At 71.8% G+C, this 20,877-nt stretch carries 16 protein-coding genes; 4 read left to right on the top strand and 12 right to left on the bottom strand.

From position 1 onward, the window contains the following. Positions 1-219: 219 nt before the first annotated feature. Entirely contained in the window at positions 220-774 is a 555-nt protein-coding gene (locus ACVGV2_RS00235) for a copper resistance CopC family protein (RefSeq protein ID WP_459164036.1), read from the bottom strand. 364 nt (positions 775-1,138) lie between these two features. Further along, entirely contained in the window at positions 1,139-1,693 is a 555-nt protein-coding gene (locus tag ACVGV2_RS00240; RefSeq protein ID WP_459164037.1) for a hypothetical protein, read from the bottom strand. Positions 1,694-1,969: 276 nt separating this feature from the next. Between ACVGV2_RS00240 and ACVGV2_RS00245 the strand changes: the two genes are divergently transcribed. After that, positions 1,970-3,655 carry a BCCT family transporter gene (locus tag ACVGV2_RS00245; protein WP_459166079.1) on the top strand — a complete coding sequence of 562 codons (1,686 nt, stop codon included), beginning with the start codon at positions 1,970-1,972 and terminating at the stop codon, positions 3,653-3,655. A 156-nt stretch (positions 3,656-3,811) separates the two neighbouring features. Here the strand turns inward: ACVGV2_RS00245 and ACVGV2_RS00250 are convergent, their stop codons facing one another. Beyond that, positions 3,812-4,432, bottom strand: a complete 621-nt coding sequence (locus ACVGV2_RS00250; RefSeq protein ID WP_459164038.1) for a DUF6474 family protein — start codon at positions 4,430-4,432, stop codon at positions 3,812-3,814. Between the two features lie 406 nt (positions 4,433-4,838). Between ACVGV2_RS00250 and ACVGV2_RS00255 the strand changes: the two genes are divergently transcribed. Then, positions 4,839-6,494, top strand: coding sequence for a TM0106 family RecB-like putative nuclease (locus tag ACVGV2_RS00255; RefSeq protein WP_459164039.1), 1,656 nt, complete (start codon positions 4,839-4,841; stop codon positions 6,492-6,494). Positions 6,495-6,527: 33 nt separating this feature from the next. On the opposite strand, the gene ACVGV2_RS00260 is transcribed toward ACVGV2_RS00255, so the two are convergent. Next, positions 6,528-7,568: an NAD(P)-dependent alcohol dehydrogenase gene (locus ACVGV2_RS00260; RefSeq protein WP_459164040.1), complete on the bottom strand. Its 1,041-nt coding sequence runs from the start codon at positions 7,566-7,568 to the stop codon at positions 6,528-6,530. Positions 7,569-7,768: 200 nt separating this feature from the next. Between ACVGV2_RS00260 and ACVGV2_RS00265 the strand changes: the two genes are divergently transcribed. Then, a complete protein-coding gene (locus ACVGV2_RS00265; RefSeq protein ID WP_459164041.1) occupies positions 7,769-9,577 on the top strand; it encodes a gamma-glutamyltransferase family protein in 1,809 nt (602 codons plus the stop codon). A 195-nt stretch (positions 9,578-9,772) separates the two neighbouring features. On the opposite strand, the gene ACVGV2_RS00270 is transcribed toward ACVGV2_RS00265, so the two are convergent. The 5 genes from ACVGV2_RS00270 to ACVGV2_RS00290 form a co-directional block, all read right to left on the bottom strand. Then, a complete protein-coding gene (locus tag ACVGV2_RS00270; RefSeq protein WP_459164042.1) occupies positions 9,773-10,948 on the bottom strand; it encodes a glycerate kinase family protein in 1,176 nt (391 codons plus the stop codon). 102 nt (positions 10,949-11,050) lie between these two features. Further along, positions 11,051-12,700, bottom strand: a complete 1,650-nt coding sequence (locus ACVGV2_RS00275) for an SLC13 family permease (RefSeq protein WP_459164043.1) — start codon at positions 12,698-12,700, stop codon at positions 11,051-11,053. 294 nt (positions 12,701-12,994) lie between these two features. Continuing rightward, positions 12,995-13,657, bottom strand: a complete 663-nt coding sequence (locus ACVGV2_RS00280; RefSeq protein ID WP_459164044.1) for a response regulator transcription factor — start codon at positions 13,655-13,657, stop codon at positions 12,995-12,997. Further along, positions 13,654-15,135: a sensor histidine kinase gene (locus ACVGV2_RS00285; protein WP_459164045.1), complete on the bottom strand. Its 1,482-nt coding sequence runs from the start codon at positions 15,133-15,135 to the stop codon at positions 13,654-13,656. Before ACVGV2_RS00285 ends, ACVGV2_RS00280 begins: the two co-directional genes overlap by 4 nt. Then, positions 15,113-15,436 (bottom strand): hypothetical protein, encoded by a 324-nt coding sequence (locus tag ACVGV2_RS00290; protein ID WP_459164046.1) that lies wholly within the window; start codon positions 15,434-15,436, stop codon positions 15,113-15,115. The genes ACVGV2_RS00285 and ACVGV2_RS00290 overlap by 23 nt, the downstream gene beginning before the upstream one ends. A 164-nt stretch (positions 15,437-15,600) precedes the next feature. On the opposite strand from ACVGV2_RS00290, the gene ACVGV2_RS00295 reads away from it, so the two are divergent. Next, positions 15,601-18,936, top strand: coding sequence for a methyltransferase domain-containing protein (locus ACVGV2_RS00295; RefSeq protein WP_459164047.1), 3,336 nt, complete (start codon positions 15,601-15,603; stop codon positions 18,934-18,936). Positions 18,937-19,210: 274 nt separating this feature from the next. On the opposite strand, the gene ACVGV2_RS00300 is transcribed toward ACVGV2_RS00295, so the two are convergent. The 3 genes from ACVGV2_RS00300 to ACVGV2_RS00310 are packed head-to-tail and all read right to left on the bottom strand — an operon-like array spanning position 19,211 to position 20,747. Beyond that, positions 19,211-19,792 carry a DUF3558 domain-containing protein gene (locus tag ACVGV2_RS00300; RefSeq protein ID WP_459164048.1) on the bottom strand — a complete coding sequence of 194 codons (582 nt, stop codon included), beginning with the start codon at positions 19,790-19,792 and terminating at the stop codon, positions 19,211-19,213. 16 nt (positions 19,793-19,808) lie between these two features. Next, entirely contained in the window at positions 19,809-20,378 is a 570-nt protein-coding gene (locus ACVGV2_RS00305) for a DUF3558 domain-containing protein (protein WP_459164049.1), read from the bottom strand. 60 nt (positions 20,379-20,438) lie between these two features. After that, a complete protein-coding gene (locus tag ACVGV2_RS00310) occupies positions 20,439-20,747 on the bottom strand; it encodes a hypothetical protein (protein ID WP_459164050.1) in 309 nt (102 codons plus the stop codon). Positions 20,748-20,877: the final 130 nt, after the last annotated feature.

Here is a 20,877-nt window from a genome sequence, read left to right on the forward strand (position 1 = left end):
TCGGCGATGACCGGCACGCGTTTTCGCTCAGCGGAAAAATCGCAGGTCGAAGGCCGCGTCTTCGGCGCGACCGAATTCGCACCCGAGTTCGACGCGCGTGCTCGCCCGCGGCTGCCGCGGTGTTCCGCTGCCCGGGGCGGGCGGTCGGGGCAGCTGGGACGTGCAGGAGGTTCCTCCCCAACCACCCGCCCGCAAAACCATTGATAAGGCTTCCCCTTCCTACTCCTTGGTGCGGCCGAGACGCAGGGCGAGCCCCATCCCGACCACCACGAGCACGGCGACGCCCGCGATCCACGGCCACACGGGCGTGCCGCCGCCGTTTTCGCCGCGGTCCGCGGTGTTCTCCGGCGGGGGCGCCGGGGTGCCGCCCTGCTCCTGGGTGAGCCGGAAGGTGATCTTTCCGGTCACCGGGTGCCCGTCGTTGGACAGCACCCGGTAGCTGACCGCGTAGTCCCCGGCCGGGCCGAGTTCCCGCAGGGGGATGGTCACCTGGTTGCCCTGCACGCGCACTTCGCCGCCGGCCCAGTGGTCGCCGTTCGGGCCGGTGACGTTGACGGTGTTGTACCCCTCGCGCACGGGCTGGTCGTAGACGAGCCGCGCTTCGTCGGGGCCGCTGCGCAGCTGCGCCCCGTTCGCGGGGTTGCTGTCGACGAGGGTGTTGTGCGCGGCGGCGGTTCCTGCGCCGCCGAGCCCGGCCAGCACTGCGACGAGCGTCACGAGCAGCAGGCGGGCCGGTCGGCGCAGGCGCCGTTCGGGTCGGGTGTGCGCGGTCATCCTTCGCCTCCTCGGGTGCGCAGCAGGGTGCCGAGGCCGAGCGCTCCGACGGCGAGCCCGGCGCCGCCGACCCAGCGGGCGGTGGTGTCGGCGCTGTCGCCTCGCGCGGCGGTGTCCGGTTCGGTCGTGACGTGCGCCGCGGCGAGTGGCCCGGTGAATGGCCCGGTGAATGGCGCGGTGAGCAGGCCGGCGAGCCCGCACGCCCCGGAGGTGACACACGTCCGTGTGAGTAGTCTTCTTGTTGACAACTTTGCGATCAATCTCCGCGGTACTGGGGTTCGGCGCGAATCAGTGATTCGCGCGAATGACGAAAACGCAACAATTGAGCGCCGGTCGTTCCGCTCGGCGTCGCGAAATGAGTTGGCTAGGCGCGTGCGGGCGGACCGCGGAGTCCGTGAATTCGTTGGGCGGTCAACTGCGCGATGGGGCGCCGGACACGTGCGGGAATGCACACGAAGTGCGTTTCCCGCGCAGCCGGCGGAGTACGATGCGGAACTCGTGGGAGGAAGCGGCGCAGCAGCCGCGCAAGCCCGAACAGTGCACGTTCGGCGCTGGTCAGTAACGATCCGATCAAGATTGCGGAGGCGATGTGCCCCAGCGCCATGTGCGTCGGTGAGAACGAGGTGACCGGATGCGCGGGGTGGGCCGCGTGCGCACCGGAAAGTTGAAAAAATTGGTGAAACGCCACTTGATTTGCGGCGAGAGCGCTTAGAATCCCGAGCGGTCCACGTTGGCGATCGGCGAGCGCTACACCGGCACTTGCGAGGAGGGCGGTGATAAGGGTGGTGGTCCAGGGATCGGGTAGCGCGCCTCCCGCGGCCGTGTGCGCGGCCACGGAGAGTGCGGCCGAGGTGGCGGTCAGTCCGCCGCCCCGCAGCCAGCGAAGGAGGCCTTGCGCAGGCACGAGCTCAACCGACACGGTGTCGAGTCTAAGTGTCGGTTCCAACACGCTGAGCGCAGGTGGTCTTGCCATCTTCACCCTTTTGGGTCAGTGTCTAGGCGGTGCAACACCCGAACCCGCTTCGGTGGCCCGCACGGCCGGGACGCTGCGAACGGGTGTTCGCCACTGACGTCGGAAAGGAGGGGCGTCGTCGATCCGACGCCAGCATCTGTGTCGACAGAAACCGAAATAACCGAGAAGCACAGCACCGAAGAGCAGGAGACGGCCCAGAGCGCCGCCGACCGGCCGGGACGCATGGACTGGGTGGTGTTCACCATCGCCGGCGTCGCCGCGGTGGCTTACGTCGCCTGGGGCCTCATCGGCACCGAGTCGCTGACCTCGTTCGCGACCTCCGCGATCGACGTGCTCGTCCGCGACGGCGGCTGGCTGTTCATCCTCGCGGGGACCGGCTTCGTGGTCTTCGCCCTGTGGCTGGCGTTCAGCCGCTACGGACGCATCCCGCTGGGCGCGGACGACGAAGGTCCGGAGTTCCGCACGAGCTCGTGGATCGCGATGATGTTCGCCGCGGGCATGGGCATCGGCCTGATGTTCTACGGGGTCTCGGAGCCGCTGACGCACTTCACCGATACGCCTCCGGGAGCGGGGCAGCCCGGCACGGACGCCGCCCTGATGACGGGGATGTCCACGTCGCTGTTCCACTGGACGCTGCACCCGTGGTCGATCTACGCGGTGGTCGGCCTGGCGATCGCCTACGCCAGCTACCGGCGCGGTCGGCCGCAGCTGCTGAGCTCCGCGTTCGTGCCGTTCTTCGGCAGCCGCGCGAACGACACGCCGATCGGCAAGGTCATCGACTCGCTGGCGGTGTTCGCCACGATCTTCGGCACCGCGGCCTCGCTGGGCATCGGTGCCACGCAGATCGGTGCCGGCCTGGAGCACGTGGGGTGGGTCGGCAACCTCACGCAGACGGTCCTGGTGATGATCATCGCGGTGCTGATCGCGATCTTCATCGCCTCGGCCGTGTCGGGCGTGTCCAAGGGCATCCAGCTGCTGTCCAACAGCAACATGGTGCTGGCCTTCCTGCTGGCGCTGTTCGTCTTCATCGTCGGCCCGACCGTGTTCGTGCTGGACCTGCTGCCCACCTCGGCGGGGTCCTACCTGCAGAACTTCGGCGAGATGGTCTCCCGGACCGGGGTGACCGGCGGTGAGGAGATGACCGGCTGGCTGTCCAGCTGGACCATCTTCTACTGGGCCTGGTGGGTGTCCTGGTCGCCGTTCGTCGGCATGTTCATCGCCCGGATCAGCCGCGGCCGCACGGTCCGCCAGTTCGTCGGCGGCGTCATCCTCGTGCCCAGCGTGATCAGCCTGATCTGGTTCGCGATCCTGGGTGGCACGGCGCTGCACCAGCAGCGTTCCGGCACGGACCTGGCCGGTGCGGGCAGCGAGGAAGCGCAGCTGTTCCAGCTGTTCGAGCAGTTGCCGTTCGGGTTGATCGCCAGCGTGCTGGCCATGCTGCTGATCATCAACTTCTTCATCACCAGCGCGGACTCCGCCTCGGTCGTGGTCGGCTCGATGTCGCAGCGCGGCAGCACGAAGCCGAACAAGTTCGTGGTCGTGCTGTGGGGTCTCGTGATGGGTGGTGTGGCCGTGTCCATGCTGCTCATCGGTGGTGAAGACGCCCTCGACGGGTTGAACAACACGACGATCATCGCGGCCTCGCCGTTCGTGATCGTGCTGATCTTCCTGTGCGCCGCGCTGGTCAAGGACCTGCGCAGCGACCCGATCATGCTGCGCAGCGAGAAGGGCACCGAGGTGCTCGAGCGGGCGGTCATCACCGCCACGGAGGAGCACGACGGCGACTTCGAGCTGGTCACCACACCGGTCGAGAACGGCGACGACGAGGAGTCCGCGGACAACTCCGGGGACGAGGACTCCGGGGACGACGACTCCTCGAGTTCCTCCTCCGCGGGGAGCGCCCGCTGAGCGAGCCCCCGGAACACGTCGTTCCAGACACGTCGTTCCAGGTAGCGGGCGGGTGCTGGCCGAGCGTGCGCACATTACGCGAAATGTGCGCACGCTCGGCCGGGCCCAGCTCGCAGTCGGGTCCGCCGCGGGGTCCCCTGCGGCCTTTCCGAGTGCTCAGATTCCGAACTTGCCGAGCAGTTCGTCCTCGAGCCGGGCGAGCTCCTCGGCCACGGCCCGGTGGGCCGCGCGGCGGCGGGCGGTGGGCAGCCGCTCGGCCGCGCGGACGGCTCCGGTGAGCTGTTCCAACCGCGCGCCGGTGCGCTCGGCGAACTGCTCGGTGGCGGCCTTCTCCTCCGCGTTCGAGTACGCGGCTTGCTGCCGCAGGTCGGTCAGCGCGCGGTGGTCGCCGGCGATGCGCGCGTGCAGCGCGGCGCCGTGGCCGGTGTACTGGCCGATGTCCTCGACGGCCACGCCCAGGCGGCGGGCGCGCATGCGGTCGTAGCGTTCGCGGGCGGCCCCGGCGGCAGCGGCGAGGTAGGGCGCGAGGGGCGGGCCGAGGATCTTGGCCACGCCGAGGAGCTTCTTGGCGTTGCCGGGAGTCACCCGGCCGTGCTCGCCCTTCTCGCGGGCCTTCTGCTCCGCCTGTTGCGCCTGCTTCTCGATCTTCGCCGTTTTGCGGTGCTCGGCGGCCGCTTTGCGCTCCTCTTGAGCGGACTGCACGACGGCGCTGTGCCTACCGCTGGGTTTGCTGCTGGGCTTGCCGTTGGCCGATGCCCGTCGCCCCGCTCGTGTCATCGCAGCCGACCTCCAGGATCGTTCGCTCGCGGTCGGTGGTGCCGTTCACCCGTACACCTCGACGATCACTGTACGTCGGCGGCCGGTTGCGCACGACTCAGCGTGGCCTCCGCCCCGCGTGTCGGGCGCTCGCGTGTCGGGAGCGGGAGAGCTGTTTCGTGCTGTTGCGCACGGGGTGCCCCGATTCTGGTGAACACCCGGGGCATTCGCATCCGGGTCCACCGCGTACCGGGGCTACCCGATGTCCGCTGTCCGGGCGGGTGGCCGGAGGCAGCGAGGCAGCGCCTGAGGTTCTCCCAACACACAACGCCAGCCAATCCGCGGACTCTCTAAGTAGGTGAAATTGCGCACGGTGCGGGCGGGGTGCACTCCATCCTCGCCGGCAATGGGGCTTACGCTGCGAATCGTGAACGAACGGGTGCTACTCGAGGCTGCCGAGGTCTCGCGCTGCCGTCGGCGGGTGCACCTGGACCACGACCCGAGCATGCGCGGCGCGGTGACCGCGCCGCAGGACCCGGGCGCGGAACAGCGCATCGCCGACGCCGCCGAGCACCGCTCGCTCGTCGCGGAGCGGCTCGGCCACCTGTTCGGCTCCGATTTCGTGGTGGTCCCCGCGGCCGAGCAGCGCGCCGCGCGCGAGGACGCCACCCGGCGGGCGATGCGCGCCGGGGCAGCTTACATCTCGAACGCCCAGTTACCGAGCGACGCGCAGCGCGGTGCGACCGGCGGGATCGATCTGCTGGTCCGCTTCGGCGATGGTTACGTGCCGGTGCTGGTGGTGCGGCACAAGACGACGAATCCGGGGCGGGGCGCGCGAGTTTCCACTGTGGACAAACCGGTGCCGGATGCGGCGTGGGTGGACGAGACCCGCAAGCCGCGCTCGCACGCGCGGGACCAGTTGCGGTTGGCGCACGCGATGCGGTTGCTGCAGGCGTGCGGGATGGGTGCCACGACTCCCGTTCCGCCGCTGCACGGTCCGGTCGGTGGTGTCATCGGCGTGGATGCCGACACCGTGCTCTGGCACGATCTCGGTTCGCCGAGCTGGCCGGACGGGCGCACGGCGTTGACCGAGTACGACCGGCGGTTCGCCGACCGGGTGGCGGTGGCCACCGCGGCCGCGACCGGAGCGGAACCGCTGGCGCAGCCCTCGCGGGTCAACGAGTGCAAGACGTGCCAGTGGTGGCCGGTGTGCGCGGAGCAGCTGCACGCCGCGCGCGACGTCAGTCTCGTGGTGCGCGGTGAGGACGCGGCGGAACTGCGCGCGCACGGAATATCCACAGTGGATGAACTCGCGGCGCTTTCCCGCAGCGGCGTTGCCGAGCTGCCGCTGATCAGTGGCAAGAACGCGGACATGGTGCTGCTGGCGAAGGCGTGGCTGCGTGATTTTCCGATGGTGCGGCGCAATCGCACCGTCCGGGTGCCGCGCGCGGACGTGGAAGTCGATGTGGACATGGAAAGCTACGCCGACTCCGGCGCCTACCTGTGGGGCTGCTGGTTGTCCGGTGTGGACATCGGAATTCGCCGCGGTTACCACGGTTTCGCCACGTGGGATCCGCTTCCGTCGGACGACGAGGCCCGTTCGTTCGCCGAGTTCTGGACCTGGTTGTGCCGGGTGCGCCGGACCGCGGCCGAGCGGGGACTGAGTTTCCGCGCGTACTGCTACAACGAGCTCGCCGAGAACCGGTGGCTGCTGTCCTCGGCGCTGCGGTTCGCCGGCAAACCCGGTGTGCCCCCGGTGGCGGACGTGCGCGGGTTCATCAAGTCCAACGAGTGGGTCGACCTGTTCGCCGTGGTGCGCGACCAGTTCCTGTGCCCGAACGGCAAGGGGCTCAAGGTGGTGGCCCCGTGCGCCGGTTTCGCCTGGCGCGACGCGGAAGCCGGCGGGGCGAACTCGATGCGCTGGTACCGCGCCGCCGTCGGGCTCGGCGGCGCGCCCGCCGCACCGCAGCAGCAGGCGCGTCTGCTGGCCTACAACGAGGACGACGTGCGGGCGACGTGGACCGTCCGGGAGTGGATGACCTCCCCGGAGGTCTACGACGTCCCCGCCGCCGCGGATCTGTGAATTCCGCCGGGCGGCTGCGAACCGCCCGGCGCGTCAGCCGTGCGGCAGCAGCACCGCCCGGCCGCGGACCTCGCCGCGTTCGAACCGGTCGTAGATCTCGGGACCGCGCTGCAGCTCGTAGGTCTCCACGCGGACGCGCACGTCGCCGTTGCGCGCCAGCGCGAGCAGTTCGATCAGTTCCGCGCGCGTGCCCCAGTACGGGGAGGCCACGGTGGTCTCGAACGGCAGCAACCCGAACCCCACCTGCAGCGGGGCGCCGCCGATGCCGACGACGGTGATGTCGCCTGCCACGGCGACGAGGCGGGGAGCCAGGCGCACCGTCGGTTCCACGCCGACGAAGTCCAGCACGACTTCGGCACCGCGGCCCTCGGTGAGCCCGGCGACCTCGCTGATCGCGGCGTGGTCGGCGTACATGGTTTCGTGCGCGCCGACTTCCCGGGCCAGCTCGAGCTTCTCGTCGACCACGTCCATGGCCACCACCCGGGCGGGCGTGCAGGTGCGCAGGAGTTGCACGGCCAGGTGGCCGAGGCCGCCGACACCGATGACGACGGCGGTGCTGCCGCCGACGAGCTTCGGCAGCGAGCGCTGGATCGCGTGGTACGGGGTCAGTCCCGCGTCGGTGAGCGGCGCGGCCTGGACCGGGTCGAGCCCGCCGAGCGGGACGAGGTGCCGCGGGTCGTCGACGAGCAGGTATTCGGCCATCGCACCGGACGCGCCGAGGCCGGGCGGGCGGATGCCGAGCTCTTCGGCGCGGGTGCAGTAGTTCTCCCGGCCGAGCGCGCACGAGTGGCACCGGCCGCACCCCCACGGCCCGTACACCGCGTAGTCCTCGCCCTCGGCGATGGTGGTGACGCCGGCACCGACGGCGGCGACGGTGCCGGCGCCTTCGTGCCCCAGCGTCAGCGGGAGCTCGTACGGGAACTGCTCCGCGGGCCAGTCCATCACGGCCAGGTCGGAGTGGCACATGCCCGCGGCGGTGACGCGCAGCAGCACCTCGCCGGGGCCGGGTTCGGGCGTGGGGACCTCGTTGAGGCGGGGTTTCGTTCCGAATTCGGTGTACTGCACGGCTCTCATGCACCCGGTTCCCTTCCGCTCGTCCTGTCGCCCTTGAATCTCCGCCTGAATCCCCGCCGCCTGAATCCCCGCTGCTCGAACCCTCGCCGCGGCCGTCCGCGTGGCGGGACGCTGCGCACAGGATGCGCGGCGTGCCCGCCAGTGCGGCCGACTTCCCGCAGGTATCGCTCGTTCGCGTGACGTCCACGTACGGTGAGGCAATGTTCACCACGCGCCCCGAACTGGCCGGCACGCACGGCATGGTCGCCAGCACCCACTGGCTCGCCTCCGCGTCCGGGATGGCCGTCCTCGAGGACGGCGGCAACGCTTTCGACGCGGCCGTGGCGGCCGGTTTCGTGCTCCAGGTCGTCGAACCGCACTTGAACGGCCCCGGCGGGGAGGTGCCCGCGCTGCTGCACAGCGCCCGCGAGGGCCGCACCCGCGCGCTGTGCGGGCAGGGCCCGGCCCCGCAGGGCGCGACGATCGCGCACTACCGCGACGAACTCGGCCTCGAGCTGGTCCCGGGCACGGGTTTCCTGGCCGCGACGGTGCCGGGCGCGTGGGACGGGTGGCTGACGCTGCTGCGCGACCACGGCACGAAGTCCCTGCCGGAGGTGCTGCGCCACGCCATCGGCTACGCCCGCGGCGGGTTCCCCGCGGTGGAGCGCATCAGCACCACGATCGAGGCGGTGCGCGCGCTGTTCACCGAGCACTGGCCGAGCTCGGCGCAGCAGTGGCTCGTCCGCGGCGAGGCGCCGCGACCGGGGTCGATGCTGCGCAACCCCGCGCTGGCGGACACGTGGGAGCGGCTGGTGGCCGAGGGCGAGAGCGCGGGCGGCAGCCGGGAGAGCCGCATCGACGCGGCCCGGCGCGCCTGGTCGGAGGGCTTCGTCGCCGAGGCGATCGAGAAGTTCGTGCGCACCCCGCACCGGGACAACTCGGGTCGCGATCACGCCGGGGTCATCACCGCCCAGGACCTCGCCGCTTTCCGGGCGAGCTACGAGGAACCGCTGCTGACCGACCTGGACGGCGGGTGGACGCTGGCGAAGTTCGGGATCTGGACGCAGGGGCCGGTGCTGGCGCAGCAGCTGCGCATGCTCGAGGGGTGCGGTGAGCGGCTGCGCTACGTCGACGGCGTGCCGGACGCGGACACGGTGCACCTGGCGCTGGAGGCCGCGAAGCTGGCCTTCGCCGACCGCGAGGCCTTCTACGGCGACTCGGCCGACCCGGCCGCGGTGCACGAGCTGATCTCCCGCGATTACGCGCGCCAGCGCGGTGCGCTGCTGGGCGAGCGGGCCTCCTTCGAGCTGCGGCCCGGTCGGCCGGGCGGCCGGGAGGCCGTGCTGCCCCGGCACATCGCCGAAGAGCGCGGCCGCGGAATGGCGATCGACACCAGCGGGGTGGGCCTCGGCGAGCCGACGGTGGCCACCACGGGGGCTGTGCGCGGCGACACGGTGCACCTCGACGTCGTCGACCGGTGGGGCAACATGGTCTCGGCGACACCGTCCGGCGGCTGGTTGCAGTCCTCCCCGTGGATCCCGGAGCTCGGGTTCTGCCTGGGCAGCCGGGCCCAGATGTGCTGGTTGGACGAGGACTTGCCGGGCTCGCTGGCCCCGGGCAAGCGGCCGCGCCTGACGCTGAGCCCGTCGATGGCGCTGCGCGGGGACGACGCGGTGCTCTCGTTCGGCACGCCGGGCGGGGACCAGCAGGACCAGTGGCAGCTGTGCTTCTGGCTGGCGCACGTGCACGGCGGTCTTAACCTGCAGGAGGCGATCGACGCGCCCGCCTGGCACACCACCGCCTTCCCCGGTTCGTTCTTCCCGCGGTCCTGGCAGCCGGGCCGGGTCATGGCCGAGTCCCGGCTGGGCGAGGAGCGGTTCGCCGCGTTGCGGGCACGCGGCCACGAGGTCGTCGACGCGGGGCCGTGGGCGTTGGGGCGGCTCTCGGCGGTCTCCCGCGACCCCGGGACGGGGGTGCTGCGGGCGGCGGCGAACCCCCGCGGGGCGCAGGGCTACGCCGTCGGCCGATGAACGTGCCCGGTTTCGCCTGAACAGGCCGCGAACGCGCACACGTGCACGCGTGATCCGGCCGTTGACCCGGCCGTGTGACCCGGCTGCGCGACTCGGCCGTGTAACCCGGCTGCGCGACTCGGTTGCGTGACCCGGCCGCGTGACTCGACTGCGTGACTCGACTGGGCCGTCCGGGCCGGGCCGTCCGGGCCGGCCTCACGCGGCGGGCAGGCGCCGGCCGACCATCACCATCCGCAGGCTGCGGGCGGCGGCGTCGGCGAGCAGCTCCGGCGCCTGGTCGATGGCGGCGCCGAGGTCGACGGGGCCGGTGAGGATGCTGGCGACGGCGTCGATGCCGGCGTGCGGGTTCGCCTCCGCGCCCGGGCCGATCGTGCCGCACAGGGCGATCACCGGTTTGCCGAGCCGGTCCGCGCGGCGGGCGACCTCGGCCGGGACCTTGCCCGCGGTGGAGGCGTCGATCGCGCCTTCCGCGGTGATCACCAGGTCCGCCCGCGCCAGCCGTGCGTCCAATGTGTCCTCCGGGAGGAACGCGTCGAACCGCGAGCGCAGGCGGGCGCCGAGCGCACCGGCGAGACCGGCGCCGAGGCCGCCGGAGGCGCCGCCGCCGGCCACCGCGGTGAGGTCGCCGGCACCGCACGCGGCCAGCGCCCGCGCCCAGGCGCGCATGGCCGCGTCGAGCCGGTCCACCAGCAGCGGGCCAGCTCCCTTCTGCGGACCGAAAACGCGTGCCACGCCGCGCTCTCCGCCGAGCACGTTGTTCGGGTTCACCGCGAGCTCGAGCTCCGCGCCCGCCAGCCGCGGGTCGAGGCCGCTGCGATCGATGCCGGCCACGCGGGTCAGCGCCGCCCCTCCCGGTGGCAGTTCGACACCGTCGGCGTCGTGCACGCGGGCGCCGAGAGCGCGCAGCGCTCCCGCGCCCCCGTCGCACACCCCGGAGTCGCCGCAGCCGAGGAGGATGCGGCGGGCGCCGCTGTCCAGCGCCGCGCGGATCAGCTCGCCCACTCCGCAGCTCGTGGTAGCTCCGGGGTCGCGGAGCTGGTGGGGCACGAGCGAGAGCCCGGCCGCGGCGGCGAGTTCCACGTACGCGGTGCCCTCGGCCCCGAGCGGCCCCTCGGGGCCGAGCAGCGCGATGTGCGCCGCGACGGGCTGGCCGGTCGGCCCGGTGACCACGAGCGGGACGAGTTCACCGCCGGTGGTGCGCGCGAGCTGCCGGGCCGAGCCCTCGCCGCCGTCGACGAGCGGGTGCACGTCGGTGTCGGCGGTCGGCGCGGTGCGGTGGATGCCGCGGTTGATCGCCTCGGCGACTTCTTCCGCGTCGAGGCATTCCTTGAAGCCGCTGGGGGCGATGAGCACGTGCACGGGTCGCTCCATCCTTCGCTGTTGTGCGGGGTCAGTTGTTCCGTCGTGGCAGGACAGTCCTAATAGGACCTAAAGACCGGGTGGCCGGTCTCGGGCGTCGGAGCCGGGTTTCGGTCAGCGCAGCGGCAGGCCGAGCGCCGGCCAGACGAACACGGCGAAGACGAGGACGAGCCCCACCAGCACCGGGCCGAGCGCGGCGGACAGCCGCAGCAGGTCGCGCTGTGCGAACGTGGGGGCGGAGTCGAGCCGGGCGAAGATCGCGACGGGTTTGGCCGAGGCCGGCAGCGTGTGGCAGAAGCCCGCCGCGGCCGTGGAGGCGAAGGCGAGGGCCACGGGGTTGAGACCCGCGCCCGCCGCGGCCGGGATGATCAGCGGGATCAGCACCGAGGAGCGCGCCGAGCGGGACTGCAACACCAGGTGGGCCGCGGCGCTGAGCACGACCACCGACACCAGCAGCGCCCCGCCGGAGAGGTTCCCGTGCAGCGAGGCGAACCCTTCCGCCACGCCGGTCTCGAGCAGGGCGGCGCCGAGCGCGGTGGTGGCGGCCATGAACAGCAGCAGCGACCAGGGGATCTCGGAGATCGCGGAGTTGAACGGCACGGTGCCCGTCCGCGGCAGGGTGACCAGCAGGGCGCCGGCCAGGGCCACCAGCGCCGGCGGGAGGCCGTGCACCGGTTCGGTGCACCACAGCAGGACGACGGCGGTCAGCAGGCCGAGCGCCCGCCGCTCGGAGTGCTGGATCCGCGCGGGCACCCCGAGTTCGGTGCGCAGCGCCGCGGCGTCCACGCGAAGCGGGGTGGCTCGCTCGGCGTGGTCCGTGCTGAGCAGCAGCACGATCTCGGCGGCGAGGTGGGAGCTCGCCACGGCCAGCGGCAGCCCCCAGGCCAGCCACGCGGCGAAACCGATGCCGCCGTCGACGGTGCTGTCCAGGATCTGGCTGGTGATGAGGTGGGCGCCGGCGCCGACGAGGGTGGCGATCGCGGACAGCAGCACCACGGTGGGAAACAGCAGTGCCAGCCCGCGGACCAGGCCCGGCCTGCGGGGGAAGGCTCCGGCCAGCGCCCGGTGGATCGGCACCGCGAGGGCGGCGCGTCCGCTCGTGCTGGGCACGAGCAGCGCGGTGATCACCAGTCCGGCGGTGAGCAGGTGCACCAGTCCGCGGGGCCGGTGCGCCCGGGCGGCCATGCTGATCGCCACGCGGGCGGGCAGGCCGGTGCGGTTGATGCCCGCGGCGAGCACGAACGCGGCCACGAGCAGCCAGATCTGCTCGGAGCCGAGGGTTTCGAACAGGTCCTCCGCTTCGAGAGCACCGAGCACGACAACCGCCGCGGCCGCGGCCAGGGCCACGAACGTGTCGTCGGCGTGGCGGCTGACCCAACCGCAGACCGCCGCGGCGAACACGGCGATCGTGCCGAGCGCGGTCGGGTTGAGCCCGGTGCCCTCCGGTGCGGAGGGTGCGGGCCCGAGCAGCAGCGCGATGGCGCCGAGCACGGCCAGCGCGCCGAGGGTCACGCCCACGCCCCAGCCGGTGTCGGAGCCCGGTTCGGGGGCGGTCCGCGCCGCCCGCAGGGGTGTGGCGTACTCGACGCTGCCGCTGGTCCCGCTGTCGACAGCGCCGCTGTTCGCGGTACCGCTACCGCCGGATCCGGTGCCGCCGGGCCTGGTGCCGCCGGGCCTGGTGCCGCCGGGCCCGGTGCCGCCGGGCCCGGTGCCGGTCTCGAGCGCTGCTGTCTCGGCCGCCCCGGTCTCGTCCGTGCGTCGCATGCTCCACACGTTCCCGATGGCGGCTGAGACAGCCGTGAAACCGGGATGAGGGCTTCTTCATCCGGCCCGTGCGCAGCCTGTCCACGTGCTCGGGTGCCGCACGGGCGCGGCCGAGAGGCGCACCGGCCCGCACAACCCTGTGGACAACTTGATCTCCCTGTGGACAACTTGATCTACGATGTTTTCCGCCAGCGGCGATCCACATCCATCCACAAGGTTTGATCAGCGAAAACGAGTGATCGACCCGGCTTGTGCACACCTGTGGACAGAGTTGTCCACAAGCGTGTGGCCCTGTCACCCGTCGAGGCGGTACCCCATGCCACGCACCGTGCGGATGCGTTCCGCGCCGATCTTGCGGCGCAGTCCGCGCACGTGGACGTCGACCACGTTCGACTCCGGGTCGAAGTCGTACCCCCACACGTGCGAGAGGAGCTGCTCCCGCGCCAGGACCTGGCCCGGATGCCGCAGGAAGACCTCCAGGATCGAGAACTCGCGCGCGGTCAGCTCCACCGCGCCGTCCGGAGTGCTCGCGCGGCGGCTGCGCAGGTCCAGCGAGAGCTCGCCCGCGCGCAGCACGGTCGCCTCGCCCGTCCCGTCGGCCGAGCGCAGCCGCAACCGCACCCGCGCCAGCAGCTCCTCGAAGCGGAACGGCTTCGTCATGTAGTCGTCCGCGCCGCCCTCGAGCCCCGCGACCGTGTCGCGCACCGAGTCCCGCGCGGTCAGGATGATCACGGGCACGGTCACCCGCTGCTCCCGCGCCGCGCGCAGAACCGCGAACCCGTCCCGGTCGGGCAGTCCCAGATCGAGGACCACCAGATCGAAATCGCCGGTGACCAGGTAGTCCTGCGCCGTCGGGCCGTGGCTGAGCACCGTCGGGACGAATCCGTTCGAACGCAGCCCCTTCTCGATGAACGCGGCGATCCGGGCTTCGTCCTCCACGATCAGGATCCTGCTCATGCCTGCTGCGGCTCCTCCCTCTCGTCCGGTCCGGCGACGGGCAGTTCCAGCGCGAACGTGGCACCCTCGCCCGGGCGCGACCACACGCGCACCCGCCCGCGGTGCGCATCGGCGATGGCGCGCACGATCGCCAGGCCCAGGCCCGCACCACCGGCTTGCTGGCCGTCGTGCGTGAAGCGCTCGAAGATCCGCTCGGCCTGCTCCGGGGCGATGCCCGGCCCGTGGTCGGTGATCCACAGCAGGGCCGCACCCTGCCGCAGCCGCGAGCCGATCCGGATCTCCGACCCGGCAGCGGTGTGCTGCACCGCGTTCTGCGCCAGCTGCACCATCGCTTGGGTCACGCGCTGCTCGTCGACCACGACCGCGCCCTCGCCGAGGTGCTCCAGCACCCACCGCCGATCGCCCAACGAGCGGATCTTCGTCTCCACGTCGCTGGTCAGCTCGGCCAGCGAGGCGGCGGCCGGTGCGGCGAAGTCGGGCCGCTCGGCCTTGGCCAGCACGAGCAGGTCCTCCACGATGCGCGTCATCCGGTCCAGCTCGTCGGTGCACAGGCGCACCACCTCCTGCCGCTCGGCGGGATCGTCGCCGAGCAGCTCCAGGTTGCCGCGCACGATCGTGATCGGCGTGCGCAGCTCGTGGCTGACGTCGTCGACGAACTGCCGCTGGGTGGCGAAGGCCTCCTGCAGGCGGTCCAGCATGGCGTTGAACTGCTCGGCCAGCGCGGCGATGTCGTCGCGCCCCTGCACCGGGATGCGGCGGGTCAGGTCGTGCTCGCTGATCTCCGCGGCGGTGCGCCGCACGTCCCGGACGGGCGCGAGGATCAGCCCGGCGATGATCCACGAGGCCACCGCGGCCAGCACGACGCCGACCGCGCTCACCCCGGTGATCAGCCGCACCGTCCGGTCGGCGTTGGCCATGTCCTGGCCGGGGAACCGCTCCGTGATGAACCAGGCCGGCCCCCGCTCGGTGTCGGCGCGGATCTTGACCCAGTGCATCGGTCCGTGGGCGGTGTCCATGCGCCCGCTCATCCGCGGGTCGTCGAGCAGGCGCTGCAGCACGGCGCGATCCTGCGCCACGGCCTCCACCGCCGGGGACTGCTCCTGGGACAGCGCACGCGGCCCCTGCGGAGTGCGCCACGTGCCGACCAGCGCCTCCTCCGAGTCGGGGTACTGCTGCGACAGGAACGTCTCGAACAGCGCGTGCGGACCGTCCAGCGCGCGCCCGGTGGCCGGATCGCGGCCCTGCTCGGCGAACGCGCTGAACTCGCGGGCCTGCTGCTCCAGCGCGGCGCTGTTCTTGTTGAGCACGTCGGTGTGCAGGAACTGGCGCGTCAGCAGGATCACCGCCAGCAACACCACCACGAGCACGAGCAGCAGCCAGCCCATGATCTGCGCGCGGGCCGGGATGCGCGTGCCGGTGCGGCGGCGGGGGTCCTCCTGCGAGTGCTCGGTCTGGTCAGTCGTCGTGCTGGTCGTCATCGAACCGGTCGTCGGCGTCGTCCTCGTCCGCGGGCGGCGGGGGCGGAAGGTCGCCCGGGCCCGTGGTGCTGCCCGGGCCCGGGGTGTTGCGGGGTGCTGTCGTGTTGTCGGGGGCCTGCCCCGGGGACGGTTCGGCCGCCCCTTCTCCGGGCGGTGCCGTCCCACCGGTCGTGCGCACTTCGACCCGGGCGGGCACTTGCGGGGCGCGGGGTTCGTCGGTGAACGCGAAGCTCACCAGGACGGCCCCGATCGGCAGGGCCAGCGCGGTGAGCAGCAGCGCCACCTTGGAAGCTGGCTGCATGTGCACCATCATGGCCGGTGGCGGTGGAACGGACGTGAAGTTCGGATGAAGAGATCTTCATCCGCAGCGACGTCCCCGGCGATGGAGATGTCGAACTTCCTCCCCGCGAGCCGCTAGGGTCTGTGCGCACAACCGGACGGACGCGCACGGAGCGTGACGGTGAGATGCAGGACGGATCGAGCGAGCGGAGCGGTCGGCGCCGCGTTCCCGAGGACGAGCCGCGGCTGGTCTACGAGCACTACCACCGGTACGTGCTGGCTTCGCGCTACGGGCGGGGCAAACGCGTCCTCGATCTCGGCTGCGGCGATGGGCGCGGTTCCGCGCTGCTCGCCGCCGAGGCCGAGGAGGTGGTCGGTGTCGACGACGCGGAAGCCGTCGAGCACGCGCGTGCCGGCCGCAGCGGACGACGGCTGGTGTTCCACGCCGGTTCGGTCACCGATCCGGAACTGCCGGCGCGGGAGCGCCCCTTCGACGTGGTCGTGTGCTTCCACGTCCTCGAGCAGCTCGACGACCCCGAATCCGTCCTGGAAGTGATCCGCTCGCTCCTCGCGCCCGGCGGGCTGGTCCTCGTCAGCACCTCGGACCTGGCCGCGGCGCGGGGCACGTCTTCCGCGCAGGGCCCTTCCGTGCAGGGCACCGCGGACCCCGCTGCTCGGCTCACCGCCGCCGAATTCGGTTCGCTGCTGGAAGGCGCGTTCCGCCACGTGGCCGTGCTGCAGCAGAACCTCGCCACGGGGTCGCTGGTCGTGCCCAGCGATCCGGGGGACCTGGACACGGCGATCGAAGGTGTGCGGCTGCAGACGGTGCAGCGCACCGCTGCGGGGTGGCAGGTGCGGCAGGGCGTGCCGCACACCGATCTCATCGGGTTCGCCTCCGACCGGCAGCTGCCGAGGCTGCCTGCCGCCGCGGTGCTGCTCGACCAGGACCTGACGCTGGCGCGTGATGACGCGGACGAGGAGCTCGAGCAGCGGGTGCAGCGCGCCGAGCAGGGACGGCACGAGGCCGAGCAGCGGCTGCACGAGGCTGAGCAGGGACGGCACGAGGCCGAGCAGCGGGAGCGCGAGGCCGAGCAGCGGGAGCGCGAGGCCGGGCAGCGGGCGCAGCGCGCCGAGGAGCAGGTCCACTGGCTGCGGGAGACGGCCGCACGTCTGGAGGGACGTGCCGCCGAGGCGCAGAGCCGGGTCGCGGAACTGGCCGCGCAGGAGGACGACCGGCGGCAGCGCAGCGCCCTGGTGCAGCACGGCGTCGACCGGTTCGCTCCCAGCGGCACCCGGCGACGCGGTCTCCTCGACGGCGTGCTGCGTCACCTGTCGGGGTCCGAGGATGCCGATTCCGGTGGTGGTTCCGGTGGTTTCGGCGCCGGTTCCGCGGGTGGGGCCGGTTCTGCGGGCGGGGCCGACCTCACGAGTGCGGAGGGCGGCCCGGTCGATGTGCCGCGGGCGCGGAATCCGGAGGTCAGCGTCATCCTCCCCGCGGGCGGTGCGTGGGCGCGCACGCGTGAGCAGCTGCGGCTGCTGGCCGGGCACGTGGTCTCCGTGCCGTTCGAGGTGATCGCCGTCGTCGACGGCACGTCCGGTGAGGTGGCTTCCGGTGACTTCGCCGGCGACGCGACCTCCGACGGATCCTTCGGGGAATCCGCCGGCAGCACCGCCTTCGACGCAGCTGCCTCCGGTGAATCCGCTGCCGAGGACGTGGTTCGGCGCCTGGACGAGTGCGGCGGGGTGCGAGCGGTGCGCGGTGAGCGGCGCCTCGGGTTCGCAGGTGCTTGCGATCTCGGTGCGGAGCACGCGCGGGGCGAGTTCCTGCTGTTCCTCGCCGGTGACGTCACCGAGTCCTGGTTGGACGGTCTTGTCGAGGTGCTGCGCTCGGACGAGTCGATCGGCCTGGTAGGGGCCGAACTCGTCGCGCCGGACGGCCGGCTGCGGCAGGCCGGCGGCGCCGTCTTCTCCGACGGCACCGCGCACTCGCCGACAGCCGGCCTCGACGGGCAGGACCCGGTCTCCGAGGTGCTGCGCGATGTGGACTACTGCTCCGCGTCGGCGCTGCTGGTGCGGGCGGAGTTGTTCGACGGCCTCGGCGGTTTCGACATCCGTTTTTCCACATCGGACTACGCCGCGGCCGACCTGGCCTTCGCCGCGCGCGCCGCGGGATCGCGCACCGTGGTGCAGCCGCGCGCGGTCGTCGTGCAGCGGGCCGGCTGTGGCGATGAGACCGATGTGCAGGAGTCCGATGAGGACCGCGCTGCCGGCGTTGAGCGCGACCGCGCGGCGTTCGCGGACAAGTGGGCGGACGCGCTCGAGCGCGAGCACTTGTCGGCCTCCGACGCGGGCACCCCGTGGCTGGCGCGGCAGCGCGGTCCGCAGGGCCACCACGGCACCGTGGTGCTGGTCGCGGGCGAGCGCGTGCCGCGGTCGGATGCCGAGGCCGGGGCGCGGCGGATGCGTTCTCTGCTGGAGCAGCTGCGCGAGTTCGGCTGCCGCGTGGTGTTCTTCCCGGCCGACCACGGCGAGCCCGAGCCGTCGACGAGCGAGCTCCGGCGGCTCGGGGTGATCGTGCTGCCGCGGGCCGCTTCGCAGCAGGAGTTCCTGCGCCAGGCGGGCACGGAGGTCGCGCTGGCCGTGCTGTCCGGCCCCAGCGCGGCGTGGACGCTGCTGGAGCAGCTGCGCACCAGCGCGGCCGGGGCGGTCGTCGTCCACGACGCGGTGGAGCCGGCTTTCCTCGGGTTGCGCAGGCGGGCGGAGTTGGCGGCGGAGCTCGGCGAGGCGGACGCGGCGAGCGCGTTGCACCGGCGGTGCGCCGCTGCGCGGGAGAGGGAACTCGCGGCGGTGCGTGCGGCCGATGCCGTTCTCGTCTCCGGTGCGGCGCACCGGCGGATGCTGGCCGAGATCGTCCCGGAAGCGCGGATTCATGTTCTGTCCACTGTGCTCCGCGTGGAATCTGTCGCGGATGGTCCTGCTGATCGCCAGGAGATCCTGCTCGCGGGATGTTTCGCGGATGAGTCCGTTGTGGACGCTGCCCGGTGGTCGGTCGAGCAGATCATGCCGCTGGTGTGGCGGCGGTGTCCGCAGGCCCGGTTGCACGTCGTCGGTACCGGTTCGGTCGGCGAGGTGCGCGAGTTGGAGCGGCCGGGCGTGGCCGTGCACGAGGGGGGCGTCGATCTCGCGCGGTGGTGCGCGCGCGCTCGGATGATCCTGGCGCCGCTGCGGTTCGGCGCGGGGGCGGCGGAGGTGGTCGGCGAGAGCCTGGCCCGGGGTGTTCCGGTGGTGGGGACGAGCATCGCGCCGGAAGGACTGCAACTCGGAGATGGCGACGGCATCCGGATCGGCCGCACGCCCGAGGAGCTGGCCGAGTCCGCGGCACGCCTGCTCACCGACGATGGCGAGTGGTACGACCTGTCCCGCGCCGGGCGGGCGGCGGTGGCCGAGCAGTGCGGTCCCGAGGCCGGCCGCGCGGCGGTGCGCGGTCTGCTCGAACTCGGCAAGATCAACGTGGACGGGTGAGCGCAGCCCTCGCACCCCGCGAACACCCGCAGCCCCTCTCGGCGAGCCCCACCTGCCCGCCAATCTGGACTCGTTCCAGGGAGCACAATTTTCATGAAAATTGTGAGTTATCCCCACACGGATGGAGCACAACCTGTCCACAAGGGGTCGGGTTGTCCACAGTGTCCCGGCGTGTCGGGTGGGTGTCGGCGTACGTGTAGCCGGTTCCGGCGCGAGGCGGCGCCTGAGGCGCTCCCGTCCGGACCCCCGCGACGTCAGCCAATCCGTGGCTCTCCTACTTCGCGGGGATGTTCGACACGGCTTCCTCGGCACCTTGGCGCGAGATCTGACACGGATCATCCACGCCCGGGTTCGTTGCCGTGGCCTGCGAGGACAGCACCTGGTTGTCATTGAGCGCGACGAAGAAGTCGCAGAACCCGTCTTCCTGCGGATTCCCTTCGTTGGCCCGCACCGCAGGATGCCCGGCGATTTGCACCTGTTCGAAGTCCACGTACTTGTCGGGGTTGTCGAGGTACGTCTGCAGCGAGCGGTCGCCGATCGCCGAGAAGCTCAGTCCGCCGCCCTCGTCGGGGTTGCTCCACCTGCACATCTCTTCACCGGTGGTGATCGATGTTTCGGACTTCCCTTCGGGGGAAAAGCCGAACTTCTCCACCAGCTCCGGTGGGACTAGGCCGCACATGTCGACCTGCGAGGCGTCCTTGGGGCTGTCGATCTGCACTCCCGACTGCTGCTTCTTCTGCGAGGGTTGTCCCTGCGCCTGGTCCGCGGTTCCGGTTCCCTCGTCTCCGCCGCTCGTGCAGCCGGCGAGCGCGCCGGCAGACACGAGCGCCATCGCGGCCATTGCCCCGCGCTTCAACGAATTACCTCCGGAGTCACTTCGCGGGGATGTTCGACACGGCTTCCTCCGCGCCCTGGCGCGAGATCTGGCACGGGTCATCCACGTCCGGGTTCGCTGCCGTGGCTTGCGAGGACAGCACCTGGTTGTCGTTGAGCGCGACGAAGAAGTCGCAGAATCGGCCGCCCTCCTGTGGAGGTTCCCCCTTGTTCGCTCGGACGGCGGGGTGCCCGGCGATCTGCACCTGTTCGAAGTCCGTGTACTGCTCGCGGTTGTCGAGGTACGTCTGCAGCGAGCGGTCGCCGATCGCCGTAATATCCAGTCCGCTCCCCTCGTTGAGGTTGTTCCACGTGCACGTCTCTTCGCCGGTGGTGATCGATGCCTCGGACTTCCCTTGCGGGGAAAAGCCGAACTTCTCCGCTGACTCCGGTGAGATCAGTCCGCACAGGTCGATCTGCGAGGCGTCCTTGGGGTTGTCGATCTGCACCCCCGACTGCTTCTCCTGCGAGGGCTGTCCCCGCGCCTGGTCCGCGGTTCCGGTTCCCTCGTCTCCGCCGCTCGTGCAGCCGGCGAGCGCGCCGGCAGACACGAGCGCCATTGCGGCCATCGCCCCACGCCTCAACGAACTACCTCCGATCATCTTCATGCGACTCAACCGCGCCGGCTCTCACAACTGCCCGGGAAGGGCGTCGCGATCCCGCTGCTCGTACTCCCGCAGCGTTTCCTCATAAGCCTGGATCTTCGCGTCGAGCTTCTCGATCAAACTATCCGTGTGGCGTACCAGAGACCCCTCCTCGCCCACCGCGCGCTCCTTCATCGCGTCGTAGGCGAACTTCGTGGCGTTGTCCTTCGCGGTCAACTCACCGGGCTCCAGGCGAGCCGCCTCACTACGAAGCGACCTCGTACGTTCTCGCGCCTGCACCAGCTTGTTGATGGCGCCACGCAACGCCACCGGGTCCACGTCGTAGCCCGACATCGCCACGCCTCCTCCCCTGGGACGCACTCACCTCTGATCGAGCCATCTTCTCGAACGCCCCTCACCGGGCGCAGGGAATGGAACGATCATCGATGTGTCGATGATCACTGCTGCGTCGGGAAACGCGCCC

The sequence above is a fragment of the Bounagaea algeriensis genome (assembly GCF_054491375.1).